Here is a 24419-nt window from a genome sequence, read left to right on the forward strand (position 1 = left end):
CCGCACGCCCAGATAGCCAGACAGTAGAGCTAAGTGGGAGCTTCATTGGAAATCTGTTAAGATTTTTAATTAGCACTGTTTAAGTGCCTCGATAGCTCAGTTGGTAGAGCAGAGGATTGAAAATCCTCGTGTCCCTGGTTCGATTCCGGGTCGAGGCACCATTATTAAAGTAATGGTGTTTTAAATCATAAGATTAAACATTGTTACACGTGCCATAGCACACAGTTTAGTGTGCCGACTTAGCTCAGCTGGTAGAGCAACTGACTTGTAATCAGTAGGTCAACCGTTCGACTCGGTTAGTCGGCACCATTTATAATGTAACTAGATAAAGAAACTGTAATCAGTAGTCTGTTTAAGTTACCCGTCGACTCGGTTAGTCGGCACCATTTATAATGTAACTAGAAAAAGAAACTATAATCAGTAGTCTATATTCAAGTTACCCGTCGACTCGGTTAGTCGGCACCATTTATTTAAATAGTTAATTTAACTATTGCACTGTTTAGTGCCTCGATAGCTCAGTTGGTAGAGCAGAGGATTGAAAATCCTCGTGTCCCTGGTTCGATTCCGGGTCGAGGCACCATTTATACAAAGCCTCGCTCGTGCGGGGCTTTTTTGTTTTTGAATTTGGCTGGACTGTTGTTCGGCATCAAACTTCGTTCGATTATAAAATACATCCTTGTATTTTCCCCTTCGGGCCATCTTTTAGATGTTAAAAATTGTTCCTGACAATTTTTTGCCGGGTCGAGGCACCATTTATACAAAGCCTCGCTTGTGCGGGGCTTTTTTGTTTATGCTTACGCTATAACTGTATTGCTTTTACGACCTGCCAAGGTAATACCAACTTTATTAAAAACACGATCATTCTAGCGTATTAAATAATCCGCTATCAGCGTAAAAATTATTTATATAGAACAACACCGTGTCATAATTTCGCCTTGCTATCGACTTATTTCTTTGTCGCTATAATAGAACCCTAATTTAATGCAGTCGGTATAACTTTTAGCTTTTATTAAATTTTGTGCCACACTTAGCAACAAAAATTGGCTTTTTACCATGTTGCTATTAAGACTATTACTACTGTTTTTATTAATTTTCACATGCAAAAATGCAATTGCGAAAGAGACTAAAATATTACTCGCAAGCAGTGATTATTATCCTCATTATGCTCACGATCTGGTAAAGCAAGGCCCAGTGAGTGAAATTGTTCGTCAAGCTTTTTTAGCGCGGGGAATAAGCATAACTATTGATTTTCTGCCTTTTGCTCGTGCGTATCGAGAAAGCCTTAATGCTCATTATGTGGCGCTTGTGGGGGGGTGGTATTCTCAAGAGCGAGCCGAGTCTTTTTATTATTCACAGCCATTGTATTCAAATGAAATTGTATTTTTTAAACGTCAGAATAACGAAATACAGACCACAGACTATCAAGAGCTTATTAATAAACAACTTACACTTGGTTTAGTGCAAGGTTACATACAGCCTAAAGGGCTTCAAGAAAGTGAATTTACCTATATAAATGTAGCTCATGATGAACAGGCATTTAAAATGTTGGCGCTCGGGCGTGTGGATTTAGTTCCTGCAGATAGGCTCAATGGCCTTTATTTAATTGAGCAACGCCTACCTGAGTATATAAATGAGATTGACTACTTAATGCCTGCGCTAGAATTAAGGCCAATGTATTTATTGTTCTCAAAAAAAGATCCTACCTCTAAATTACTGATGAAAGAGTTTAATAATGGATTGGCTGAGTTAAAACGCTCTGGAGAATATACAAAAATACTACAAGCCCATTTTCCTATTGATGTTGCACAGTCTGAATATCAATTGAATTAATACCATAATATGTAATTAATGTGAGGGGCAAACCTGACGCTAGTTGTGTTAAAAATTTCTCATTTACGACTGCAAGGGCACAGATTGATTTTGCACACTTGGAAAATCAACATATGTAATGTTATGTAAAGTCAATTGAGCAAAACTGACTAAAGTGCTTGAATAACATTCATAAATAGCATTAATCAGGTTTAAATATGATTTGGCAATATAAGCCATCTTTGTTGGCATTAAGTATTTTGCTGCTAAGTGGTTGTGCGAGTAACTTAAACTCGCAGCAGCGTGAGCAAGCACTAAGCACGCTTCCTGCTCAGTGGCAACAAGCGACTGTTGAATCAGTGGTTGCCGTGAATGATACTTGGTTTAACCAATTAGCTTCACCGACCGTACAACAGTTAGTTACCCAAGCGCTTAAAAATAATCAACAGCTACTACAAAGCCGTTTTGATGTAGAAATACAAAAACAACAATTAATTGTTGCTGGGTCTGCTTTATGGCCCAGTTTAGATATTTCATCGCGAGTAGGGCGTACTAAAAATAATCGCCCCGTTAGCTATAATAACGCAAGCTCTGCATCGTTAGAGCTAGGTTATGAAATTGATTTATGGGGTAAACTCTCAGATGCAAAACGCAGAGATAACCTTAACTACCTTGCTCAGCAGGCACGTTATGAGCAAACAAAACAGCAACTTATTGCTGATGTGGTTACAAATTGGTTTAACCTAATTAGTGCAGAGCAATTACTTGATTTATTTAAGCGCAGAGAAGCTAATGCCAAACAAAATCTCGATATTATTGAATCGGGTTATCGTCAAGGCTTAAATGAAGCGTTAGATGTTTATTTAGCGCGCAATGAGTTAAATAACGAACGCTCTCGTATCGCAACCCAAAGAGCAAACTTAACTCAAGCAGCACGCAGCCTTGAGCGCTTATTGGGCGAATATCCAAAAGGGGTATTTAAGGCGAATAATGACTTACCTGTTATTGATGACGATATTCCTCTTGGTTTACCTTCAGAGCTTATTACTCGTAAACCTGCGTTACGTGCTAGTTGGTATCAATTATTAGCCAGCGACGCTTCACTTGCGTATGCCCATAAACAACGTTTTCCAAGTTTAAATTTAGCCGCAGGTTTAAGCGACAGCACTAACAGAGTGAGCGACTTATTTTCTGCATCCAGCTTAGCATGGTCGTTAATCGGTAGTATTTCAGCGCCTATTTTTGACGGTGGGCGACTTGCTGCTAACGAGGAAATTGCCAGTTTACAAACGCAAAAGCAAGAGCAAGCGTACCTGCAATCTCTATACGATGCATTTGGTGATGTTGAAAATGCCATTACCCAGCAACAGTCTTTAAAAGCACGTTATCACAGTACATTGCAGGCAAAAGATAACGCCTTAGCGGCAGAGCAACTATCGTTTGAGCAATATCAAAGTGGTTTAGTGAGCTACACCACGGTATTAGATGCACAAGCGAGGTCATTTGATGCACAAAGTTCATTGATTGAAATAAAAAATCAATTACTCACAAATCGAATCAATTTACATGTTGCCCTTGGTGGCGATTTTGCAAAATCACTATCCGCACAGGATGAATAAGCAATATGAAACTCAATAAACAAAAAATCATTGTTCCCGCTGTTATCATAATAGTTACATTGTTTTTAGTGGTGTTTATCAAGGAAAATCCACCAAAAGCGACACGTTTTGCCTCACCGCCAAAAGCGAAAATTAATGTAGCGGTAAAACCTCTTCAGTTAATCGATTACCCTGTTGAAATTGACAGTTTTGGTACGGTTAAACCACGTACTCAGAGTATGTTAGTGGCCCAAGTTTCGGGGCAAATTATTGATATAAATGAGCAGTTTCGCGAAGGTGGCTTTTTTGACAAAGGCGATGTGCTACTTCAACTTGATGACCGTGATTTAAAAGCAGAAGTTAAATCAGCACAAGCTAGTTTACTCAATGCCGAGCAAAATCTATTAGAAGAGCAAGCGCGAGGACGCCAAGCGCTTACTGATTGGCAGCGATTAGGCAATGAGTCTAAACCGAGTATTTTAGTGCTGAGAAAACCGCAGCTAGCAGCGGCACAAGCACAAGTACTATCCGCTAAGGCACAGCTAGAGAAGGCGCAATTAAATCTTGAGCGAACCAAAATTAAAGCCCCTTATGCTGGGCGAGTACTCAATCGAAGTGTTGATCTTGGGCAAGTGGTATCTAACAACATGCAGTTGGCAACAATTTATGCCACCGACAGTGTAGAAATACGTTTACCCATTAAAAATAAAGACCTGCCTTTTATTAATTTACCAGAGCAATACCGTGATGGAGCTAAGAACCTGAGCGGCTCAGTGGTTAACTTTACTTCTGATTTAATTGGTGAGCAACAATGGCAAGGCCAACTAATTCGTACCGAAGGTGCAATAGATGAAAGCGCTCAGCAATTATACGTTGTGGCTAAAATCAATGATCCTTATAAATCGACCAAAGATAATCAATACCCAGTAAAAATAGGGCAATACGTTAAAGCTAAAATTAATGGCAAAGTCGCTCCTCAGGTACTTGTTATTCCTAATAACGCGATATATCAAGGTAGTTATGTTTATGTGGTTGAAAACGGCACACTACAGCGCAAAAATATTGCCTTAGCATGGCAAAATGCACAGCAAAGCATAGTAAGTGAGGGCCTCGAAGCTGGCAGTCAGTTAGTGCTTACACCACTGGGTCAAGTGAGTTCAGGTACGCCAGTGCAGATAATGGGAGCTACTGCTAAAGCACAAAAACGAGGAGAGCAGCCATGATCGCTTGGTTTACTCGTAACCACGTGGCAGCTAACTTACTGCTTATCAGTATTGTGTTGGGTGGATTATTTAGCCTATCTTCAAAGCTACCTTTAGAAGTGTTTCCTTCGTTTGTTTCGGATCGTATTAATATTAGTGTGAGTTTACGTGGCTCAACCCCTGAAGATGTTGAAAAAGGGGTCACCATACGAATTGAAGAAGCATTACAAGATCTTGAAGGTATTAAGCAAATATCAAGTCGCTCATCTGAGGGCTCATCGCAAGTGAGCGTTGAAGTTGATAGCGGTTACGATGAACGTGAATTGCTAGCTGATATTAAAAGTCGGGTTGATGCCATTAACACTTTTCCAGCCGATGCAGAAAAACCAGTAATAGGCTTAATTCAGCGTAAACGCGAAGTAATAGCCGTTACTGTTGCAAGTGACTACAACGAAAAAGAAACCTTAGAATATGCTGAGCAAGTACGCGATGAATTATTGCGTATTCCCGCAATCACTCAAGTCGAGCTCAGTGGCGTGCGTAACTATGAGTTGGCCATTGAAGTCAGCCAAGATACTTTGCGCCAATACGATTTAACCTTGGCGCAAATATCTAACGCTATCGCTAATTCAAGCGCTGATATTTCTGCAGGGAATCTTAAAACAGAGGGGGGCGATGTACTTATCCGCTCAAAAGGGCAAGCTTATCGTAAAGATGAATTTGCTAACATTGTGATAAAAAACCAAGCCGATGGCACCATTATTCGCCTACGTGATATTGCTAGCATTAATGATGATTTTGAAGAAACACCAGTACGTACCCGCTTTAATGGCAAACAGGCGGCATTTATTGACGTTTACCGCATTGGCCCACAAAGTGCGATAGAAGTGGCTGACGCAGTAAAAAGTTATATAAAAACGCAACAGGCAAACTTGCCGCAAGGATTTTATTTAAGCTACTGGGACGATGACTCAGAAGTGGTGAAAAGTCGTATTGCAACTTTAACCAGCAATGCTTTACAAGGCGGTATATTAGTACTTGGCTTACTCACTTTATTTTTAAGACCCGCTATCGCATTTTGGGTATTTATTGGTATTCCAGTTTCATTTATGGGCGCATTTATGGCAATGGCTGCCTTTGGTGTCACCATTAATGTGATCAGCTTATTTGGCTTTATATTGGTACTTGGGATTGTAGTTGATGATGCTATTGTTACCGGAGAGAACGTCTACACCCATTTAAAAACCGCTAAATCGGGGGAAGAAGCGGCTATAAAAGGAACCCAAGAAGTTGCCACGCCAGTTACATTTGGGGTGTTAACCACAGTGGCGGCATTTTTGCCGTTAGCCTTTATAGAAGGCGCTCGAGGTGCTATTTTTGCGCAAATACCGGTCGTGGTTATTCCGGTACTGTTGTTTTCGTTGATTGAGTCTAAATTTGTGCTGCCTGCGCATTTAAAATATATCAAACTGCGCCAGCAAAAAGGCGAAGGGTCTAAATTAGAGCAACTTCAACAACGTTTTGCTGATGGTTTTGAACATGCCATTTTAAAATATTATCAACCCGTACTCGGCTTAGCACTGCGTAATAAACTAGCCACAGTTAGTTTATTTATGGGCGTGTTTTTAATTATTTTAACCATGATCACCAGCGGTTGGACTAAATTTATTTTCTTCCCTCGTATCCCCAGCGAAACTGTACGGGCTAGTTTAACTTTTCCGGCGGGAACACCGTTTGAGGTGACTAATAAATATATTATTGATATGTCAGATAAGGCCAGAGAGCTGCAGCGTAAGTATCAAGATGAAGAAACTGGCGAAAGTATTATTTTAAATATTTTAGCCAGCACTGGCGGGCGAGGCGGTGCAGCTAATTCCGGTAGTGTGCGTTTTGAAATTACTCCAGCAGAACAGCGAGAGTCAGATATTGGTTCGCGTGAGTTGGTAAAAGAGTGGCGGCAGTTAATTGGGGTGATCCCTGGTGCTGAAAGCGTCACATTTAGAGCTGAAATAGGCAGAAGTTCAAACCCAATTGATGTTCAGTTATCGGGCAATTCCATTACCACACTACAAACCGTAGCTGAGCAAGTTAAACAACGATTAGCTACTTACCCAAGCGTGTTTGATATTGCCGATAGTATGTCTGATGGCAAAGAAGAATTACAAATAGAGATAACGGAGCAAGGGCTTGCACTAGGGTTAAATAGAGTGGATGTATCTAGACAAGTACGCAACTCGTTTTTTGGTGTGCAAGTGCAACGTATTCAGCGTGGCCGTGATGATGTGCGCGTTATGGTGCGTTTACCTATAGATGAAAGGCGCTCAGTGGCTGATTTAAAAGATATATTAATACAAACGCCTAATGGTGGGCGAGTGCCATTATCACACGTAGCCACTTTAGTGCCGGGGCAAAGCCCATCAACCATTACCCGTATTGATCGATACCGTACACTTAATGTGTCTGCGGACGTAGAAAAAACCGATACCAATATGACGGTGTTGCAAGCCGATTTAAAAGCGTATTTAGATGAGCTGGTACAACAATACCCAGGTGTTAGTCATTCACTCGAAGGCGAAGCCAAAGAGCAGCGCGAATCATTTGGTTCGTTATTGTGGGGCATGGTATTTGTATTTTTTGTCATTTATGGGTTGCTCGCAATTCCCTTTAAATCGTACTTACAGCCACTGGTGGTGATGAGCATTATTCCTTTTGGCATGATTGGCGCAGTAATTGGCCATTGGATCATGGCTATGGAGCTCACCATTATGAGTTTGCTGGGAATGCTCGCGCTAATTGGGGTCGTGGTGAACGACTCGTTAGTATTAGTTGATTTTATTAATAAAAAGCGCAGTGAAGGGTTCGATTTAATGGAAGCTGTTAAAACCGCTGGCGTGGCGCGTTTTCGCCCCGTTATGCTCACCAGCTTAACTACGTTTATAGGCTTAATGCCGCTGTTATTTGAAAAAGCGACGCAAGCGCAGTTTTTAATTCCTATGGCCGTTAGTTTAGGCTTTGGAATTATATTTGCTACTTTTATAACTCTGTTATTGGTCCCTGTTAATTATATGCTGATGGCTCGTTTTCAAGGCTGGTTTAAATTAGAAGGGCAAAGGATTAAAAGCGATTAGGCGTTAGAAATAAAATTAAATATCGGGCTGTGGAGACGCAGTTCGGTATATTTAAAGAGAAAAAGTAAGGATAAATTTAATGATAAATAAATGCTTGAGAACCTAGAACCTAGAACCTAGAACCTAGAACCTAGAACCTAGAACCTAGGCTATAAAAGAAGGTGTTCCCCGAGAATGCGGTGCCCGGTGTCAGTCCTGAAACCTTAAGGTTTCAGGGCGGAAATCTGCGGTCTACCGTAGGCTTCTCGGTACATGCCGAGCTTGCACAATAGTAAACGAACAAAAATCCTGGTATAAAATTTATCGGCTCAGGGACTTAACCAAGCTCCTGCACCCCAGGGAACAAATTTAGTATATAAGACATATTCCAATCCTTAAACCCCAAACGTAAAAAATTAAACCGTTCGCTCAGTTTTCCTGCAAATTTAATCTTATATTTACTTTTAAGATTGCTTTTTGAACTTAATCAGCTTTTCAATCGCTTGCTTTTGACCTCAGTCATAGAATTCATTGGAGTTGCTTTTTATCGAGTGGTAGCATTGCTTTAATTAGCAAAGCGAAGACGTCATTATGAATAACTTACCAGATTACGAAAAAGCCCAACTTCTTTTAGAGAAAAACGAAATATTTGTATCACCTGCTGAAGCGCATGGCGTTATTAGCGGTTTACTTGCTTGTGGGCTAAGCATTGACGATAAAGAATACTTGGGCTTACTGAGCGACGTATTTAATGATGGCGAGTCGTTTAGCAACGATTTAAAACAGTTTTTTGGTAAAGTTTATCAACAAGTTGTTGAAAGCTTTAACAATGAAGAGTTTCAATTTGATTTGTTTTTACCGAGTGATGACGAAACACTCATCGATCAAGCCAATGGGCTCGTATCATGGGTAGCTGGGTTTATGCTGGGCTTTGGCTTAAAGCAAAAAGACTACGGCAAGCTGTCGGCAGATGTAAAAGAAGTGATCAGTGACTTTAGCGAAATTACGCGCCTTGATACAACCTTTGAAGAAACCGAAGAGGATAGCCAAGCACTCCATGAAGTGATTGAGTATGTTCGTGTATCAGCTTTATTGTGTTTTGCAGAGCTAGGCAAAGAGCAAAATCCGCAAAGTGCAAAAAAAACACTTCATTAATTGGCAACACAATCAAAGTAATGGGTTAGTTATTAATGGTTGAAATACAAAAGTCAGAGTTTAAAGCGCGCCGCGAGCGTTTATTGGCGGCAATGGATAGCAACAGTATTGCGATAATTCCTGCTACAACCGAGCTCACACGTAGCCGAGATACTCACTACCCGTTTAGACAAGACAGTGACTTTTTTTACTTAACTGGTTTTAACGAACCTGATGCGGTATTGGTGTTATGCAAAGACAGTGATACGCCTTCTATATTGTTTTGTTTAGATAAAGATAAACTTGCAGAGGTATGGCACGGCAGGCGCATTGGTTTTGAAAAAGCGCAAAGCGAATACTTATTCGACAAAACTTATGCATTAAGTGAAGTAAACGAACAATTATTGAATTTGGTGAACGGCCAACAGATTTTATTTTATGCACAAGGGACGTATCCTACCTTTGACGGCAAAGTATTTTCAATGCTCAATACTTTGCGCAGTGCCCCCAAAAAAGGCGATACAGCACCGAGTACAATTAAAGATATTCGCCCGTTATTACATGAAATGCGCCTATTTAAATCGCCAAGCGAAATTAACATTATGCGTGAAGGCTGTGAAATAAGTGCCCGAGCGCACATGCGTGCCATGCGTTTTTCCCACGTTGGCGCAACCGAGTTTCAATTAGAGGCAGAGCTTCATCATCACTATGCAATGAACGGTGCGCCATATCCAGCTTATGGCACCATTGTCGGTAGTGGCGATAACGCTAATATTTTGCACTACACCCAAAACAGCGATGTATTAAACAATGGCGACCTAGTGCTGATTGATTCAGGTTGTGAGCTACAAGGTTACGCAGCCGACATTACCCGTACTTTCCCCGTTAATGGTAAATTTAGCACCGAGCAAGCTGCGCTTTATAATATTGTGCTTAAAGCGCAAGAAGTGGCATTTAACGAAGTAAAGCCCGGTGGCTACTTATCGCAGGCTAATAAATTAGCTATGCAAGTGCTAACCCAAGGTTTACTCGATTTAGGTATTTTAACCGGCGACTTTGATGAGCTAATGGCGCAAGGAGCCTGTAAAGAATACTACATGCATGGTCTTGGCCATTGGTTAGGACTCGATGTTCACGATGTAGGCGATTACCGAGTAAATAATGAAGAGCGTGCATTTGAGCCTGGTATGGTACTGACCATTGAACCTGGGCTTTATATTAGTAAAGACTCAAACGCACCCAAAAAATACCAAGGCATAGGTATTCGTATTGAAGATAACTTATTAGTAACTGAGTCAGGTCACGAAAACTTAACGATTACCGTGCCTAAAAAAATTAGCGAAATAGAAGCGTTAATGCAAAGCGCTAAAAACGTATAAGCTTGGAGATAAAAGTGGCTAAGCAGTTTGATGTTGTAGTTATTGGCGGTGGTTTAGTGGGCGCAAGTTGCGCACTGAGCATAAGTAAAAAAAATCCCAGCCTACATATTGCCGTGGTTGAAGCAAACCAAGTAACCACAGATTATCACCCAAGTTTTGATGACAGAAGCATAGCGCTTGCACAGCAGTCGGTGGAGTATTTACAAAGCCTCAATTTATTTGAAATAAACGCTCCCTATGCGGCAGCCATAAAAAAAGTAAGTGTGTCAGACAAAGGGCACTTTGGTAAAACCCATATACACAGTGATGAGTTTTCTAAACCCTCATTAGGTTATGTGGTTGAGGTAAACCCATTTGGCAGAGCGCTGCATCAGCGTTTAACGCAATCAAATATATCGCTTTTTTGCCCTGATAGCGTAACGGCGATAAAACAAAACGCCGAAAGTAATGAACTTACATTACAAAGTAGTGAAAAACTAAGCGCTAAGCTGTTAGTGATTGCCGACGGTGCACAATCGCCAACACGTCACTTGCTAGGCCTAGGTTTTAATACCCAGCCTTATGAACAAGGCGCGATTATTGCCAATATAGAAGTGGTTGGTGGACATAACCATCATGCGTTTGAGCGTTTTACCCAAAACGGCCCAATGGCCTTATTACCCATGAGTAATAACCGTTATTCGTTAGTATGGTGTATGCGTCAAGAGCATATTGAGCAGCATATGACATTAAGTGAGTCAGACTTTTTAAGTGTTCTGCAAACCACCTTTGGTTATCGCGCAGGGCAATTTATAAAAGTCGGTATGCGCGCCAGTTATCCGCTGGTTTATGGGCAAGTCGAATCGTTGACGGCGCACCGTACTGTGGTAATAGGTAACGCGGCACACGCCATTCATCCAATTGCAGGGCAAGGCTTTAATTTAGGGCTGCGCGACGTACAAGTGCTTAGTGACTTAATAGCAAACAGTGAACATGATTTAGGTAGTTATGCCTTTACTCGTCAATATTCAATTAAGCGCAGTGATGATATAAAAACGGTAATGACATTGACCGATGCATTGGTTCGGCTTTTTTCAAACTCATCACGGGTGTTAGCGCTTGGTCGCAGTATTGGGCTGTTTTCGATGGATTTATTCCCCGTATTCAAAGCCCCATTAGCAAAACAATTAATGGGGCAAGTTAAACAAGGTACACGTTTATGAAACAAGTACAGGTTTGTATAGTGGGTGGTGGCTGCGTTGGGTTAACCTTGGCGCTGGGGCTTGCTAAAGCGAATATCAGCGTGGTTGTGTTAGATGCAGCGCCTACTCAAGCTCCACCGAGTGACGATTATGGTTTACGCGTTAGTGCGCTTAGTATTGCCAGCCAAACCTTGCTCGAGCAATTAAATGTATGGCCATATATAATGGCCGAGCGGGCATGTGCGTATACGCATATGGATGTACGCGATGCCGATAGCTTTGGAAAAATAGCCTTTAATAACGAGCAACTTGAGCTTGACCATTTAGGCCACATAGTTGAAAACGACATTATTCGCTTTGCACTAATAAAAGAGCTTGAGCAGCAAAGCAATGCTACACTCATGTTTAATACCGAGTATCAGCAAATACACCAAAGCGAGTCTGATGTATTTATTAATTTAAAAACTGGCGAACCTATTATTGCTAAGTTGCTGGTGGCGGCTGATGGGGCAAATTCAGCGATTCGTACACAGTTTAATATGGCGCTGAGTTTTAAAGATTACGATCACCATGCGTTAGTCGCCACAGTTAAAACCAAAGAGCCGCACGGTAATACCGCGCGTCAAATATTTTTACCTACTGGGCCTTTAGCATTTTTACCACTGAGTGATGAGCATACTCATTCAATTGTGTGGTCTACCAGCCCTAATCATTGCGATGATTTGCTTGCGATGGACGATAGCAGCTTTAATAAAGCAGTTATGGCTGCAATAGATAGCCAATGTGGTTTGTGCGAAGTGCAAAGTAAGCGTGTCGCGTTGCCACTTAAAATGCGTTATGCGCAGCAGTGGGTAACTGGCAAAGTAGTGCTAATAGGCGATGCAGCACATACCATTCACCCTTTGGCAGGGCTTGGTATGAACCTTGGCCTAAAAGATGCGGCTTATTTAATTGAGCTATTAACAACCGATAGTGAGGAGTTTGCAAGTACTCGCACACTGCGTGATTACGAGCGCACCCGCAAGCTCGACGCACAAAAACACATCGCCATGATGCAAGGGCTAAAAGAGTTGTTTGAAGGCGCAAACCCAGTTAAAAAGCTGATCCGCGGAGTAGGGCTTTCACTCGTTGATAACCTAGGCCCAATAAAACACTTATTCGCCAAAGAAGCGATAGGGAAATGATAAAGACAAGCGGTCAGTTTTTAGCTGTCAGCTATCAGTTAAAGAAAAACCGATGTTTAGTTTAAGCATCGGTTTTTTTATAGGCTAATGCTTTCTTTAGTGTATGCGTACAGCTTGCTGACGCGACGAGCGAAGCTCGTAATGCTTTTAAATTAATGAGCTACAAGTTTTCTTGTGCTTCATTCACCATATCTTGCAGTGCATCGATTAATAGCGGGTCACGCGAGTTCTGTTTAGCAAGTTCTAGTGCGTGTTTCATACTAGTGAATGCCTCTTTGAACTGCTTATTAGCAGTGTAGCCTTGCGATAATCGCATGTGAGAGTAAGCAGCATTAGGGTAATTGTTAGTAAAGTGTTTAAGTGTTGAAATAGCTTTTTTAGTGTTACCAAACTCTTGCTGGCTGTGGGCAAATTCTACGTACACATCTTGTGGAATTTTAAGCTCAAATCCGTACTTATTACTAAGTGCTTGGTAGTAACCGGTAATCAATGATACATCCGAAAATTTTCCGTGCTCGTCAGTAACTTTAAATATCAGGTCGCTAAATAAGTGAATTAGGCTATCGCTAAGTGCTGGAAGTATGGTTCCCATATGAGTAAAAGTGGGATAATGCTTATATTTCCATTTTAGCTGCGTGGGCATTTGTTGCTCTAAATTTACTAAAGTATTTAATACGCCGGTATAAAAGCGTGCGCCTTCACTTGCAACACTAATAAATAACGCTTGACCGCCTTTGGGGTTTTTAGTGTATTTAATAATATTACTTTTTAACTCTTCATCACTCCACCAACTATTTGGGCTTATAGCGATGTAGTTGTTAAATAATGCCGGTTGATTAACTAAAGTATAAAGCGCTAATGTACCAGCATTAGAATGACCAATTAAGGTGTTGTAACCATTAGTTGGGTAGTTGCTATTTATATAGGGCATGAGTTCGTCAGACACAAACTTTAAAAAATTATCGGTTTGCCCTGCGTCAGGCCATTTATTTGTAACAAAGGTTTGAAACTCCGTTTTAGGCTCACCTTGTACTTTAGGTAAGTAATCACGAACACGGTTGGTTGTATCAATAGCAACAAGCATTGCATTAGGTATCTGCTCGTAATCAACAAGGGATTTTATAACGCCAGACGCCGTATGAAACTGCTCAACACCATCAAGTAAATAAATAACATAGAGCGGCTGATCGTCTTTTACATTGTCAGGTATGAATATTCTGATAGGTCTGTCTTCGTTAAGTATTTTTGATTGTAGAATGACCTTTTTACCCACGGTTATGTCGGTTGTAGCGGTGTCTGCATAGCTTAAAACAGGTGTACTAAAAGTAAGTATTAACACAAGCGATAGTAAAAGCTTCATAAATATCCTTATTAAATAATGTGTTGCTCAATAATTGCACGACTTTAGATTTGAGTAAATGTTTATATTTTAGGGGTAAATGTAGGGCTTAAGTAACTAAAGGCTTCGCTTTTCACGCGAGCAAGCTCAGCGCCTACCACAAAAAATTGAAACACTTATCTTTATTTGTTGATATCAAGAAAGTATCTAGTAATGTCTTCCCGAACCCCGAACCCCGAACCCCGAACCCCTATACCTTCAACACTTATCTATTAAAGCTTAAAAAACCTGCTTGCTTAATTATCCTACTAAGCGTAAAATGCGCGCTCATTTCGGCTTTTAAACTATTAATTCCTTGCCTTAAACCGACCGGCCGAAACGGTAGAAGGCTCTATTAACCGTAAGGAATATCCATGCGTCATTACGAAATCGTATTCATGGTTCACCCTGATCAGAGTGAGCAAGTATCTGGTATGATCGAACGTTATACTGGTTCTATCACTGAAGCAGGTGGTACTATCCACCGTCTTGAAGACTGGGGCCGTCGTCAACTGGCTTACCCAATCAACAAGCTTCATAAAGCTCATTATGTTCTTATGAACGTTGAAGCACCAACTGAAGTAATCAGCGAGCTAGAAACTACTTTCCGCTACAACGATGCAGTGCTTCGTAACTTAGTTATGCGTACTAAAAACGCTGTAACTGAAGCGTCTCCTCTTGTAAGAGAAGAGAAGAAAGAAGCACCAGCTGCTTAATTGTTTTGAGTCCTAGCATGGCACGTAGTCAGCAGTTACTATAATGGTTAGCCCATATACGAATCAGCTGGTTATATCGGGGGTCGTTTGTAAAACACCCAAGTTTAGCCAAAGCCCCGCGGGCATACCGCATTGTATTTTTGTTGTAGAACATAAATCAATGCAAGTTGAAGCAGATCTTAACCGTAATAGTTATGTGAGGCTTCAGGTGGTTGCCAGTGGTAAGCAAATGCAACAACAGACTCAACATTTGCACGTTGGGCAGGCATTGCAAGTGAGTGGTTTTTTAAATCGCCACGAAGGTCGTAACGGCCTTAGCCAATTGGTTTTGCATGCTCAGCATATAGAAAGAATTATTTGAGGAATTAATCTCATGGCACGTTATTTCAGACGTCGTAAGTTCTGCCGCTTTAAAGCGGAAGGCGTACAACAAATCGATTACAAAGATCTAGCTACTCTTAGAAACTATGTTACAGAAAGTGGCAAAATCGTACCTAGCCGTATCACAGGTACTAGCGCTAAATACCAGCGCCAGCTAGCAACTGCTATTAAGCGTGCTCGCTACTTAGCCCTTCTTCCATACACTGACTTACATAAGTAAGCAGCGGATTAACACGTTTTTAAAAGGTGTAGAAACATGCAAGTTATTCTACTAGATAAGATCGCTAACCTAGGTGGCCTAGGTGACCAGGTTGTTGTTAAATCTGGCTTCGCACGTAACTTCCTTTTCCCACAAGGTAAGGCAGTTCCTGCAACTAAAGCAAACATTGAAACGTTTGACGCACGTCGCGCAGAACTAGAAGCAAAAATCGCTGAACAGTTAACTGCAGCACAAGCACGCGCTGACAAACTTGAAGCATTAGCAGAAGTTACATTAGTATCTAAAGCTGGTGACGAAGGTAAATTATTCGGTTCAATCGGTACTCGTGACATCGCTGACGCTATCTCAGCTGTTGGTGTTGAAGTTGCTAAATCAGAAGTTCGTTTACCTCTAGGTACTATCCGTGAGACTGGCGAATTTGACGTTGCAATCGCAGTACACTCAGACGTAACAGCTACTATTAAAGTAATCGTTATTGCTGAAGCTTAATTTTTAAAATTAAGTTAAAAAAAACCGTGCTTTGCACGGTTTTTTTGTATCTAAAATTTGTAATTTAAAACAATAAATTGTTTGCTGTGGATTAAATCAAACACTTTTCTAAAATAAAGCTTCATTTTCTACAAATATTTTCTATTTCATTTAAACCTTTCTATTTCTCCTCGCGTCTAATAAGTTAAATTGCAATTACATAATTATAAACAGGAAAAATTTGCGATGTTAATGGACGCTAATCAGCCAATAACTGATCAAGTGCAGCAAATGCTTATTGATCAAGTTAAAAACGGCGACCAGTTAGCCTATAAAGCGCTCTATGACATGCATAAAGCAAAAGTTTATGGCTTATGCCTGAGGCTAATTGCCGATGAGGGGCATGCGCAAGATGCAACTCAAGAAGTATTTGTACAGGTATGGCACAAAATAGCGCAATTTGATGGGCGTTCGCAGTTTTCTACCTGGCTTCACAGTGTCGCCAGTAATATTGCCATTAGTTATGTGCGTAAGCAAAAACATTGGCTAAATACAGTTATTAGCTTTGAACAAAGCGGTATGGATGAGCAATCTGCAAATGACTGCAATGGCTTAAATGGCTTAGATAAATTAATCGTTAGGCTGCCTGAGCGCGCAAGAATGGTATTTGTACTGTATGCCGTTGAAGGTTATAGGCATGAAGAAATAGCAACCTTGCTAGGCATGGCTGTAGGCTCTAGTAAGGCGCAATATCATCGTGCAAGGCAATTATTAAAACAGTGGTACGAAAATGAGTAAAACAAATTTTGATGACTACTTAAATGAGTCGCTAACACAATTAAATAAAAATATAACACCCGATAAAGAGCTCTGGGATGGGATTGAGCGCGCCATAATGACTAATAAGCAGGCAAGTACAGTTAAGAGTGTAGTTTGGCCGAAGCTAACTGCTATTACGGCATGTTGTGTGGCTGCTTTGGTTAGCACTATGGTGTTTTTTACATCTCCAGAGACAAATACCGCTGTGGCGATGAGTGATTTTTTTACTAAGCAAAAACAAAGTTTACTTGTTCAATACCAAAGCCAAGCGGCACTAACAGATAACTGGCAAGTGCAGCTACAAGAACTTGAAGATGCTGAGCAGGCTATAAAGCAAACACTTGAAAATGAACCACAAAATAAGGCGCTACTGTCTATGTTAGCGCAAGTATATCAACAACAACTCGACTTAATTAACAAGGTGCATGCACCGCGTTGGCAACAAATCTAGGAGAAATAAATGAAAGCAATAATACTTGGAATCGCTTTATTACCAATGGCTGTATTTGCCGGTGAAAAAATAGAACAACAAATTGAAGTACCAAACGGTGGCGTTATTCATATAGAAAATCAGCGCGGCAATGTAAATATTATGGGCTGGGAGAAAAATCAATTTAAAGTGAGCGGCGAGCTTGATGATAAAGCACAAGGCTACACTCTTAAAACACAAGGTAATAAAACTCAGTTTATTGTAAAAATGCCTGATCTTTCAAATTGGGATAATAACAATAATGGCTCAACGCTAACTATTTTCATGCCTCAAAGCAGTGCGCTGGAGTATGTTGGGGTTAACGCTTCGGTAACTGCAAAAGAGTTAAAAAGAGGCACTGAAATTGATGTAGTCAATGGCGCCATTACAGTAAATGATCTTAACGGCGACATTAAGCTTACTAGTGTTAACGGTGACATCAACGCAAAAAACCTCAGTGGTAAAGTGCAATTTGAAACTGTAAATGGCGCAATTGATGATCAGCAATCTAACGGAGAAGTTCGTTTTAATGCGGTTAATGGGAATATAAAATCAAACTCGACTGCCAATGATATTCGCTTAGAAAACGTAAACGGTGATATCAATCTTACCTTCGATGCAATCAAAGAGTTACAAATAAGCACTGTAAATGGCGAAGTTGAAGTGCGTATTAATCGCCTTTTAAGTGATGCTGATTTAAGTTTTGAATCTGTAAGTGGCAATGCTGAGTTTTACTTTCCAGCTGATTTATCGGCACAATTTGAAGTGCAAGCCCATGCCGGCGGTAAAATTGACAACCAGCTAACCAAGGATAAAGTACAAAAAGCCAAATATGGCCCAGCAAGTGGAATTAAGTTTAATACTAATGGCACCGATGCCAGTGTAGAAATGAATACCATAAGTGGGGCGATTGGACTTAAGCGCCAATAATCATCCATTTTATTTTAAGTTACAAAAAGCAGGAAAGATTTCCTGCTTTGCTATTTGCACAGCCCCGCCAAGTCGATAGAATAGAGCCATTCAATTTTAGTACTGTGAAGTTATGGCCAAACCAGATAAGCAAGTCGACACTCTTAAAGTTCCTCCCCATTCAATAGAAGCTGAACAATCTGTTTTAGGTGGTTTAATGCTTGATAATCAAGCATTTGATCGCGTAGCTGAACTTGTTGTGTCACAGGACTTTTACACCCGTACCCATAAGCTTATTTTTGAGGCAATGACAGCACTGGCTGAAATTGGCGATCCGATTGATTTAATTACTATTTCTGAAAGTTTAGAAAAAAATAATCAGCTTTCAGGGATTGGTGGCTTTGCGTATTTAGCCGAAATAGCTAAAAACACCCCAAGTGCTGCTAATATTGATGCTTACGCTAGCATTGTACGCGAACGTGCAGTTGTGCGTGAAATGATTGGTGTTGCCAATGAAATTGCTGAGGCAGGCTTTAACCCAGAAGGGCGCACAAGCCACGATCTGCTTGATTTTGCTGAGAGCAAAGTATTTAAAATTGCTGAGCAACGTACAAAAAGTAGTGATGGCCCGCAAAGCATTCACAACATACTTGAAAAAACCGTTGATAAAATAGAAGAGCTTTATCAATCACCACAAGATGGTGTTACCGGTGTAAGCACAGGTTATGCTGATTTAGATAAAATGACGACTGGCCTGCAGCCCTCAGATTTAATTATTGTGGCAGCACGTCCATCGATGGGTAAAACCACCTTTGCGATGAACCTTGCTGAGCATGCAGCAATGACCCAAGACAAGCCTGTACTTATCTACTCACTAGAGATGCCCTCTGAACAAATTATGATGAGGATGCTGGCGTCCCTTGGTCGTATTAATCAAACTAAGGTACGTACTGGTCAGCTAGATGACGACGACTGGGCGCGTCTTTCATCAACCATGGGGTTACTCATGGAAAAAGGCAAAATGTATGTTGATGACGCCTCAGGCTTAACACCCACTGATGTACGTTCACGTGCACGTCGTATTGCCCGCGATCATGGTGGTATTAGTATGATCATGGTCGATTACCTACAATTAATGCGCGTACCTAGCTTGTCAGATAATCGTACCTTAGAAATTGCCGAAATTTCACGTTCACTTAAAGCATTAGCAAAAGAATTACAGTGTCCGGTTGTTGCACTATCGCAGCTTAACCGTACCCTAGAGCAACGTGCTGATAAACGCCCAATTAACTCAGATTTACGTGAATCGGGCTCTATTGAGCAAGATGCCGATTTAATCATGTTTATTTATCGTGACGAAGTATATAACGAAGACAGTACAGATAAAGGGGTCGCAGAAATTATCATCGGTAAGCAGCGTAACGGCCCGATTGGTAAAGTGCGTTTAACCTTCCAAGGTCAATTTTCTCGCTTTGATAATTACGCGGGGCCTGCTGTAGATGATGATTACTAATGCGCTTAGCTATTGCCGAAATTAACCTACAAGCACTTGCTCATAATTTAGCGCAAGTGCGACAGTTTGCGCCTAACAGTAAAGTTATGGCGGTATTAAAAGCCAATGCTTATGGCCATGGTTTAGTAAAAATAGCGCAACACCTTAATGATGCCGACGCATTTGCAGTGGCACGAATAGATGAAGCGCTCGCACTGCGAGCAGGCGGGCTGACCAAACCTATTGTGTTGCTAGAAGGTTTTTTCCATCAAAATGATTTACCGATTTTATTAGCCAATAACTTTCAAACCATTATCCATGATGAAAACCAGCTCAGAGCACTTGAAAATGCAAAGCTCGATGCACCAATTAGTTGCTGGTTAAAAATCAATACGGGCATGCATCGCTTAGGGGTTGCACCAACGCAGTTGAATGATTTTTATCAGCGCTTGCAAGCGACCAATAACGCTAAAGATACAATTAATTTAATGACGCACTTTTCCAGTGCCGATGATGTTAATGATCCCAAAACAACTGAGCAAATTGCTTTGTTTGATTCATTAGTGCAAGGCAAACAACAAGCACATTGTTTAGCAAATTCGGCTGGTATTATTGCGTGGCCTGCCGGTCATGGCGAATGGGTGCGTCCAGGCTTGATGATGTATGGTGTATCACCAATGCTTAATACTTCTGGCAAAGACTATCAGCTTAAGCCGGTGATGCGCTTAACCACTAAGGTCATTGCAATTCGCGATGTTGATGCTGCGCAAGGTGTTGGGTATGGTGGCAGTTGGCAAAGTACTAAGCCGACTAAGCTTGCAGTGGTTGCCATGGGCTATGGTGATGGCTATCCGCGCCATGCTAAACATGGAACACCTGTGGTGATTGCTGGCAAACGTTATGGTATTGCTGGCAACATCTCTATGGATATGATCAGTGTTGATATTGGTGAAAATGCTGATGGTATCAAAGTAGGCGATGAGGTGGTGATGTGGGGGCCCGAGTTACCGGTAGAAGAGATTGCGCAATGTGCTGATACTATATCTTACGAATTATTGTGTAATATTACACCGCGCGTAAGTTATGAGTACCAGCGCTAATATTTATTTTAAAAATACCTATTAAGTTTATGTAGCTAGAATGATCGTGATGCTAACTTAATCGGTATGGTTACTCTTTTATAAAGTAAATATCGCTAAAGCCCATGCGGGCAAATTCTTGATCACGAAAGTTACGTACAGCCGATGATCCTTTAGAGGTCATTTCAATTTGGCGTACCATGTTTAAATAGTTAGTTAAATCGATACCCTCGGCAGCCGCAATAGCCTGATACATATCGTGATATTTGTCTTTAGCGAAATTAATTTCGCGCGGTTGGTTTTTAAAAGTATAGGTAATTCTGCGTGCCATAATAAGCTCATTTAAATTGAGTGTTAGTGTAATTTTACACTGTATTTAAGTTGCGTTGAATGATTAGTTGAAATCAAATAATTAAAAAGGTGAGTTTGAAATGAAATTATCAGTAGAGATCAGTAAATACCCGCTCCACCAAGATTACATACCTTTTATTAAAGGCTTTATCGACAGAGTTAATGCCTACGAAGAGCTTAAAGTGATCACTAATACTATGTCGACCCAAATATTTGGTGATTACGACCTAGTTATGCAAGTGATCAGCACAGAAATTAAACATTCATATGAGCAATTTGGTAAAGCTATATTTGTGTGTAAATTTATTTCGGGCGATTTATCTCCCGAATAACCTCTTAACAAACACGGTCGTTTTATAATGATGGATTTTGTAACGCAAATACTCAGTGGTTTTACTGCTATGTCGCATTGGGAATATATTGCGGTTGCTTTGTCGATGGCGTATTTATTACTGGCCATTAAAGAGAACTTATGGTGCTGGCCTGCGGCTTTTTTTAGTACGTTAATTTATACCATTATGTACTGGAATGGTGCGTTGCTAATGGAGTCGTTACTAAACTTTTATTATATGTATATGGCGGTGTTTGGTTGGGTCGTGTGGCGCAAAGGCAAGGCTAATCAAGCGCAGCGACTAATTACATCCTGGCCGGTAAACCGACATATTATTTTAATTTTACTCACTACATTAGCGTCATTAGCGATTGGTTACGTGATGCAAAATTACACCCATGCAGATTTTGCTTACCTTGATAGTTTCACAACCTGCTTTGCTGTGGTTACTACGTATCTGGTAGCTAAAAAAGTACTAGAAAATTGGCTCTATTGGATAGTCATTGATGCGGCCTCTATGTATTTGTATTATGAAAAAGGTTATTACCCAACACTCGTGCTTTTTATATTTTATACCTTTATGGCAGCGTGGGGATTTAAAACGTGGTACGAAGAATATGCGCAAAGCCAAGCCAAGCCCATAGCGCAACTTTAATCTATGAATCAACATTCCCAGTTAGTTAATATTTGTCGTGCATTTTTAGTACCGAGTAAAATAACCTCAATAGAATATTTGGTTAACGGTTTAAGCAATGATAACTTTTTGATCCGTACTGACAACCAAGCTTATTTATTAAAGTGTTATAAAGCGTATTGGCCAAAAATAGGGCTGCATGCTCAGTATGAGCTTAGTAAACAACACGTTTGCCCTGCTCCCATATGGCTCGATAAGCAAAATAAGCGTGCAGCTTTTAACTATATTGATGGCGACGTCGCACAGTCTTATTTGGCGACGCCGCTACTGACTAAACTTGTTAAAGTACATGCGCATACAGCTAATAATGAGGCAATGAATGTAGCTTTGGAATTGCAAGCTTATCAGCATTTATTAGTGTTTAAACAGTATGAAAAGCTCATAAACAAGACATTAAAAAGCATAGCCAACATGCCCGTAGATAGCGGCTTTTGCCATAACGACTTAGTCAAAGAAAATATCGTGGTAAACCCGCAAGGCGTTTATTTAATCGATTTTGAGTATGCTCAAACAAATGATGTATATTTTGATCTTGCTGCGTTAGCGGTTAGTTTTAAATTAGATGCTTCAGGCAAGCAGGCTCTGCTTAACAATTACAAAACGCAAACCCTATCAGGTCAGTTTTATTTATCTATGCACAAACTCAATTGCTATCAGTTAGTTTATTTACTGTTATGCATAGGTTGGTATGAGCAACGCGCTATAAACAATCAGGTTGTTGTATTGCGCGCGCAACTGGATGAGCTTATAGCTTTAATGGAGAGTTAAAGCCCGCCAAAGCGCTCCGCTAGCTCTTTGTATTTTGCTACTTCATCAGCGTCAAATTGTAGTTCACCCTTATCATCTTCAGATTTAGCCATTAATAAGCTTTCTCGAGCAAGGCGTTTGACACGTTCTGTTTTTACACCCAAAAATTCAGCTACTTGCTCTGTTGACATTAACTTCATAATTACTTCCTCATGTTTAATCTTTCCATTCAGTGATAATAATAGATAATATGTTTGTAAAGCGTTACTGTTTTTTTATGTAATGTAAATAAATGGCGCTTTTTTGAGTTTTTGTGAAATGATTAGTCTAAATTATAGGCAACTAAACTAATCGTGCTGGCATTTACACAAAGATGCCTTTATTATTGCGCATGCTAACACATTGATATCGCGAGTTGATGTGGTGGCAACAAATGTGCTCTCGTGGTGAAATGGATATCACGTGGCCCTCCGGAGGCTAAGTTGTAGGTTCGATCCCTACCGAGAGCGCCATTTGCTTTTTAAATATTACTTCCTGATTTTCCTCAATCTACCTTCAATTATTTAAATTAGTTTATTATTAAATAATAAAAATCTAGCAATTTTTTCATACCTAAATTCGGATAATAAGTGCAATTTCTCAGATTAGATGGCCAGCTGTTATAATTCGGCCATTTTCTCGCCAAAGGAAATTGCTTTAATGAAATATAAACAGCTGACACAAGAAGAAAGATACCAGATTTACGCGTTAATAAAAGCAGGAAATAACCAAAAACAAATTGCTGATGAACTAACTCGTTCACCGTCATCTATTTCCAGAGAGTTAAAACGCAATAAAGGGCTTAAAGGCTATCGGCCTAACCAAGCCAATAATTTTGCAGAGCAAAGACGCAAATCATCTTTCAAAGCAAGTAAGTTAACAGATGAAGTTACTGAATGGATTAATAAATTGTTGCTTAACGGACTTTCGCCAGAGCAGGTGGCAGGTCGCTTAGCTTTAGAGAAAAAGGTCGTTTTACATCATGAAACGATTTATCAATATATTTACAGGGACAAGGCGCGTGGTGGTGAACTACATAAGACACTCACTCGTGCATGTAAAAAGTATAAAAAACGCTATGGAAGCTACGATAAACGTGGGCAGATAGTTAATCGAGTCAGTATTGATGAACGCCCAAGTATTGTGGATGCAAAGTCTAGGATTGGTGATTGGGAGGGTGACACAGTGATAGGCAAAGGGCGTAAAAATGCCTTTGTCACAATGGTTGAACGTAAAACGTTATATACAATCGTTCACAGAATTGAAAGCAAACATGCGCAAATAACAGCCGATGCGCTGATAAAGTGTATGACACCATATAAAGATAAGGTTATTACCGTGACTTTAGATAATGGAAAAGAGTTTGCTTACCATGAGCATATTGCACAAAAATTAGAAGCGGATGTGTATTTCGCTCACCCATATTCATCATGGGAAAGGGGCATAAATGAGAATACCAACGGCTTACTCAGGCGCTTCTTCCCCAAGGGAACTGACTTTATGGCGCTAAGTGAGTCAGAAATACAGGCGGCAGTTGATAAGCTCAACCATCGGCCAAGAAAGACAAGAGGGTATAAAACTCCTCATGAATTATTTACCGGGCAATCAGAAGTTCTGGTGGCTGCATAATGATTGCACTTAATACTTGAATTCAAGATACTTTCAAACGTATACTTATAATTTATTTCATAGCGTGTGTAATCATCATTTATTATTAACCTAACCTCGAAAG

The 24419-nt window shown here is 40.4% G+C and carries 24 protein-coding genes, 4 tRNA genes and 1 other RNA gene; 25 read left to right on the top strand and 4 right to left on the bottom strand.

The window, feature by feature from the left end; all coding sequences use genetic code 11:
• Positions 1-85: 85 nt before the first annotated feature.
• The 7 genes from KG708_RS14475 (at position 86) to KG708_RS14505 (ending at position 7737) form a co-directional block, all read left to right on the top strand.
• Positions 86-161, top strand: a tRNA-Phe gene (locus KG708_RS14475).
• A 72-nt stretch (positions 162-233) separates the two neighbouring features.
• Positions 234-309, top strand: a tRNA-Thr gene (locus KG708_RS14480).
• A gap of 195 nt (positions 310-504) precedes the next feature.
• Positions 505-580, top strand: a tRNA-Phe gene (locus KG708_RS14485).
• 473 nt (positions 581-1053) lie between these two features.
• A complete protein-coding gene (locus KG708_RS14490) occupies positions 1054-1830 on the top strand; it encodes a transporter substrate-binding domain-containing protein (protein ID WP_213610902.1) in 777 nt (258 codons plus the stop codon).
• A gap of 197 nt (positions 1831-2027) precedes the next feature.
• On the top strand, positions 2028-3428 hold the full coding sequence (locus KG708_RS14495) for a TolC family protein (RefSeq protein WP_213610904.1): 1401 nt from the start codon (positions 2028-2030) through the stop codon (positions 3426-3428).
• A gap of 5 nt (positions 3429-3433) precedes the next feature.
• Positions 3434-4630: an efflux RND transporter periplasmic adaptor subunit gene (locus tag KG708_RS14500; protein WP_213610906.1), complete on the top strand. Its 1197-nt coding sequence runs from the start codon at positions 3434-3436 to the stop codon at positions 4628-4630.
• Entirely contained in the window at positions 4627-7737 is a 3111-nt protein-coding gene (locus tag KG708_RS14505) for an efflux RND transporter permease subunit (protein WP_213610908.1), read from the top strand. Before KG708_RS14500 ends, KG708_RS14505 begins: the two co-directional genes overlap by 4 nt.
• Positions 7738-7898: 161 nt before the next feature.
• Here the strand turns inward: KG708_RS14505 and ssrS are convergent.
• Positions 7899-8082: non-coding RNA, 6S RNA (gene ssrS, locus KG708_RS14510), on the bottom strand.
• Positions 8083-8307: 225 nt separating this feature from the next.
• Here ssrS and KG708_RS14515 point away from each other — a divergent pair.
• The 4 genes from KG708_RS14515 to KG708_RS14530 are packed head-to-tail and all read left to right on the top strand — an operon-like array spanning position 8308 to position 12594.
• The gene (locus tag KG708_RS14515; RefSeq protein ID WP_213610910.1) at positions 8308-8871 is read left to right on the top strand and encodes a UPF0149 family protein; all 564 of its coding nucleotides are present in this window, start codon (positions 8308-8310) and stop codon (positions 8869-8871) included.
• A 35-nt stretch (positions 8872-8906) separates the two neighbouring features.
• Positions 8907-10229: a Xaa-Pro aminopeptidase gene (gene pepP / locus KG708_RS14520; protein WP_213610912.1), complete on the top strand. Its 1323-nt coding sequence runs from the start codon at positions 8907-8909 to the stop codon at positions 10227-10229.
• A 14-nt stretch (positions 10230-10243) separates the two neighbouring features.
• Complete coding sequence (ubiH, locus tag KG708_RS14525; protein WP_213610914.1) at positions 10244-11431, top strand: 2-octaprenyl-6-methoxyphenyl hydroxylase; 1188 nt, start codon at positions 10244-10246, stop codon at positions 11429-11431.
• Positions 11428-12594, top strand: coding sequence for an FAD-dependent monooxygenase (locus tag KG708_RS14530; RefSeq protein WP_213610916.1), 1167 nt, complete (start codon positions 11428-11430; stop codon positions 12592-12594). Before ubiH ends, KG708_RS14530 begins: the two co-directional genes overlap by 4 nt.
• A 160-nt stretch (positions 12595-12754) precedes the next feature.
• On the opposite strand, the gene KG708_RS14535 is transcribed toward KG708_RS14530, so the two are convergent.
• Positions 12755-13954: an alpha/beta hydrolase-fold protein gene (locus KG708_RS14535; RefSeq protein ID WP_213610918.1), complete on the bottom strand. Its 1200-nt coding sequence runs from the start codon at positions 13952-13954 to the stop codon at positions 12755-12757.
• 392 nt (positions 13955-14346) lie between these two features.
• Between KG708_RS14535 and rpsF the strand changes: the two genes are divergently transcribed.
• From rpsF to alr, 9 genes are all read left to right on the top strand, one after another.
• Entirely contained in the window at positions 14347-14688 is a 342-nt protein-coding gene (gene rpsF, locus KG708_RS14540; RefSeq protein WP_008110420.1) for a 30S ribosomal protein S6, read from the top strand.
• A 43-nt stretch (positions 14689-14731) separates the two neighbouring features.
• Positions 14732-15049: a primosomal replication protein N gene (priB, locus tag KG708_RS14545; protein ID WP_008466122.1), complete on the top strand. Its 318-nt coding sequence runs from the start codon at positions 14732-14734 to the stop codon at positions 15047-15049.
• Between the two features lie 12 nt (positions 15050-15061).
• Positions 15062-15289 carry a 30S ribosomal protein S18 gene (gene rpsR / locus KG708_RS14550; RefSeq protein WP_002962753.1) on the top strand — a complete coding sequence of 76 codons (228 nt, stop codon included), beginning with the start codon at positions 15062-15064 and terminating at the stop codon, positions 15287-15289.
• 36 nt (positions 15290-15325) lie between these two features.
• Positions 15326-15778, top strand: a complete 453-nt coding sequence (rplI, locus tag KG708_RS14555) for a 50S ribosomal protein L9 (RefSeq protein WP_008110407.1) — start codon at positions 15326-15328, stop codon at positions 15776-15778.
• 225 nt (positions 15779-16003) lie between these two features.
• The gene (locus KG708_RS14560) at positions 16004-16555 is read left to right on the top strand and encodes an RNA polymerase sigma factor (RefSeq protein WP_213610919.1); all 552 of its coding nucleotides are present in this window, start codon (positions 16004-16006) and stop codon (positions 16553-16555) included.
• A complete protein-coding gene (locus KG708_RS14565; RefSeq protein WP_213610920.1) occupies positions 16548-17027 on the top strand; it encodes a hypothetical protein in 480 nt (159 codons plus the stop codon). Before KG708_RS14560 ends, KG708_RS14565 begins: the two co-directional genes overlap by 8 nt.
• A gap of 9 nt (positions 17028-17036) precedes the next feature.
• Complete coding sequence (locus KG708_RS14570) at positions 17037-17975, top strand: DUF4097 family beta strand repeat-containing protein (protein ID WP_213610921.1); 939 nt, start codon at positions 17037-17039, stop codon at positions 17973-17975.
• Positions 17976-18087: 112 nt separating this feature from the next.
• Positions 18088-19467, top strand: a complete 1380-nt coding sequence (gene dnaB, locus KG708_RS14575) for a replicative DNA helicase (RefSeq protein WP_016900130.1) — start codon at positions 18088-18090, stop codon at positions 19465-19467.
• A complete protein-coding gene (alr, locus tag KG708_RS14580) occupies positions 19467-20546 on the top strand; it encodes an alanine racemase (RefSeq protein WP_213610922.1) in 1080 nt (359 codons plus the stop codon). Before dnaB ends, alr begins: the two co-directional genes overlap by 1 nt.
• Before the next feature lie 70 nt (positions 20547-20616).
• Here alr and KG708_RS14585 read toward each other — a convergent pair whose 3' ends face one another.
• A complete protein-coding gene (locus KG708_RS14585; RefSeq protein WP_004588463.1) occupies positions 20617-20856 on the bottom strand; it encodes a DUF2960 domain-containing protein in 240 nt (79 codons plus the stop codon).
• Positions 20857-20956: 100 nt separating this feature from the next.
• Here KG708_RS14585 and KG708_RS14590 point away from each other — a divergent pair, with 100 nt between their 5' ends.
• From KG708_RS14590 to KG708_RS14600, 3 genes are read left to right on the top strand one after another with little or no spacing between them, the layout of a single operon-like run.
• Entirely contained in the window at positions 20957-21208 is a 252-nt protein-coding gene (locus KG708_RS14590; protein ID WP_008110382.1) for a hypothetical protein, read from the top strand.
• A gap of 30 nt (positions 21209-21238) precedes the next feature.
• Positions 21239-21862 (top strand): nicotinamide riboside transporter PnuC, encoded by a 624-nt coding sequence (gene pnuC, locus KG708_RS14595; protein WP_213611112.1) that lies wholly within the window; start codon positions 21239-21241, stop codon positions 21860-21862.
• A 3-nt stretch (positions 21863-21865) separates the two neighbouring features.
• Positions 21866-22669: a phosphotransferase gene (locus KG708_RS14600; protein WP_213610923.1), complete on the top strand. Its 804-nt coding sequence runs from the start codon at positions 21866-21868 to the stop codon at positions 22667-22669.
• Here KG708_RS14600 and KG708_RS14605 read toward each other — a convergent pair.
• Entirely contained in the window at positions 22666-22848 is a 183-nt protein-coding gene (locus KG708_RS14605; RefSeq protein WP_213610924.1) for a helix-turn-helix domain-containing protein, read from the bottom strand. The two genes, KG708_RS14600 and KG708_RS14605, sit on opposite strands and share 4 nt — an antisense overlap.
• 237 nt (positions 22849-23085) lie before the next feature.
• Between KG708_RS14605 and KG708_RS14610 the strand changes: the two genes are divergently transcribed.
• Positions 23086-23160, top strand: a tRNA-Arg gene (locus KG708_RS14610).
• A 187-nt stretch (positions 23161-23347) separates the two neighbouring features.
• On the top strand, positions 23348-24316 hold the full coding sequence (locus KG708_RS14615) for an IS30 family transposase (protein ID WP_213607586.1): 969 nt from the start codon (positions 23348-23350) through the stop codon (positions 24314-24316).
• Positions 24317-24419: the final 103 nt, after the last annotated feature.

It is taken from the genome of Pseudoalteromonas sp., from assembly GCF_018402495.1.
Lineage (GTDB): Bacteria > Pseudomonadota > Gammaproteobacteria > Enterobacterales > Alteromonadaceae > Pseudoalteromonas.

Bases quoted from the DNA above. Each gene is read 5' to 3' on its own strand.
- KG708_RS14490 (WP_213610902.1), top strand. From the start codon at position 1,054: ATGTTGCTATTAAGACTATTACTACTGTTTTTATTAATTTTCACATGC.
- KG708_RS14495 (WP_213610904.1), top strand. From the start codon at position 2,028: ATGATTTGGCAATATAAGCCATCTTTGTTGGCATTAAGTATTTTGCTG.
- KG708_RS14500 (WP_213610906.1), top strand. From the start codon at position 3,434: ATGAAACTCAATAAACAAAAAATCATTGTTCCCGCTGTTATCATAATA.
- KG708_RS14505 (WP_213610908.1), top strand. From the start codon at position 4,627: ATGATCGCTTGGTTTACTCGTAACCACGTGGCAGCTAACTTACTGCTT.
- KG708_RS14515 (WP_213610910.1), top strand. From the start codon at position 8,308: ATGAATAACTTACCAGATTACGAAAAAGCCCAACTTCTTTTAGAGAAA.
- pepP (WP_213610912.1), top strand. From the start codon at position 8,907: ATGGTTGAAATACAAAAGTCAGAGTTTAAAGCGCGCCGCGAGCGTTTA.
- KG708_RS14530 (WP_213610916.1), top strand. From the start codon at position 11,428: ATGAAACAAGTACAGGTTTGTATAGTGGGTGGTGGCTGCGTTGGGTTA.
- KG708_RS14535 (WP_213610918.1), bottom strand. From the start codon at position 13,954: ATGAAGCTTTTACTATCGCTTGTGTTAATACTTACTTTTAGTACACCT.
- rpsF (WP_008110420.1), top strand. From the start codon at position 14,347: ATGCGTCATTACGAAATCGTATTCATGGTTCACCCTGATCAGAGTGAG.
- priB (WP_008466122.1), top strand. From the start codon at position 14,732: ATGGTTAGCCCATATACGAATCAGCTGGTTATATCGGGGGTCGTTTGT.
- rpsR (WP_002962753.1), top strand. From the start codon at position 15,062: ATGGCACGTTATTTCAGACGTCGTAAGTTCTGCCGCTTTAAAGCGGAA.
- rplI (WP_008110407.1), top strand. From the start codon at position 15,326: ATGCAAGTTATTCTACTAGATAAGATCGCTAACCTAGGTGGCCTAGGT.
- KG708_RS14560 (WP_213610919.1), top strand. From the start codon at position 16,004: ATGTTAATGGACGCTAATCAGCCAATAACTGATCAAGTGCAGCAAATG.
- KG708_RS14565 (WP_213610920.1), top strand. From the start codon at position 16,548: ATGAGTAAAACAAATTTTGATGACTACTTAAATGAGTCGCTAACACAA.
- KG708_RS14570 (WP_213610921.1), top strand. From the start codon at position 17,037: ATGAAAGCAATAATACTTGGAATCGCTTTATTACCAATGGCTGTATTT.
- dnaB (WP_016900130.1), top strand. From the start codon at position 18,088: ATGGCCAAACCAGATAAGCAAGTCGACACTCTTAAAGTTCCTCCCCAT.
- alr (WP_213610922.1), top strand. From the start codon at position 19,467: ATGCGCTTAGCTATTGCCGAAATTAACCTACAAGCACTTGCTCATAAT.
- KG708_RS14585 (WP_004588463.1), bottom strand. From the start codon at position 20,856: ATGGCACGCAGAATTACCTATACTTTTAAAAACCAACCGCGCGAAATT.
- KG708_RS14590 (WP_008110382.1), top strand. From the start codon at position 20,957: ATGAAATTATCAGTAGAGATCAGTAAATACCCGCTCCACCAAGATTAC.
- pnuC (WP_213611112.1), top strand. From the start codon at position 21,239: ATGGATTTTGTAACGCAAATACTCAGTGGTTTTACTGCTATGTCGCAT.
- KG708_RS14600 (WP_213610923.1), top strand. From the start codon at position 21,866: ATGAATCAACATTCCCAGTTAGTTAATATTTGTCGTGCATTTTTAGTA.
- KG708_RS14605 (WP_213610924.1), bottom strand. From the start codon at position 22,848: ATGAAGTTAATGTCAACAGAGCAAGTAGCTGAATTTTTGGGTGTAAAA.
- KG708_RS14615 (WP_213607586.1), top strand. From the start codon at position 23,348: ATGAAATATAAACAGCTGACACAAGAAGAAAGATACCAGATTTACGCG.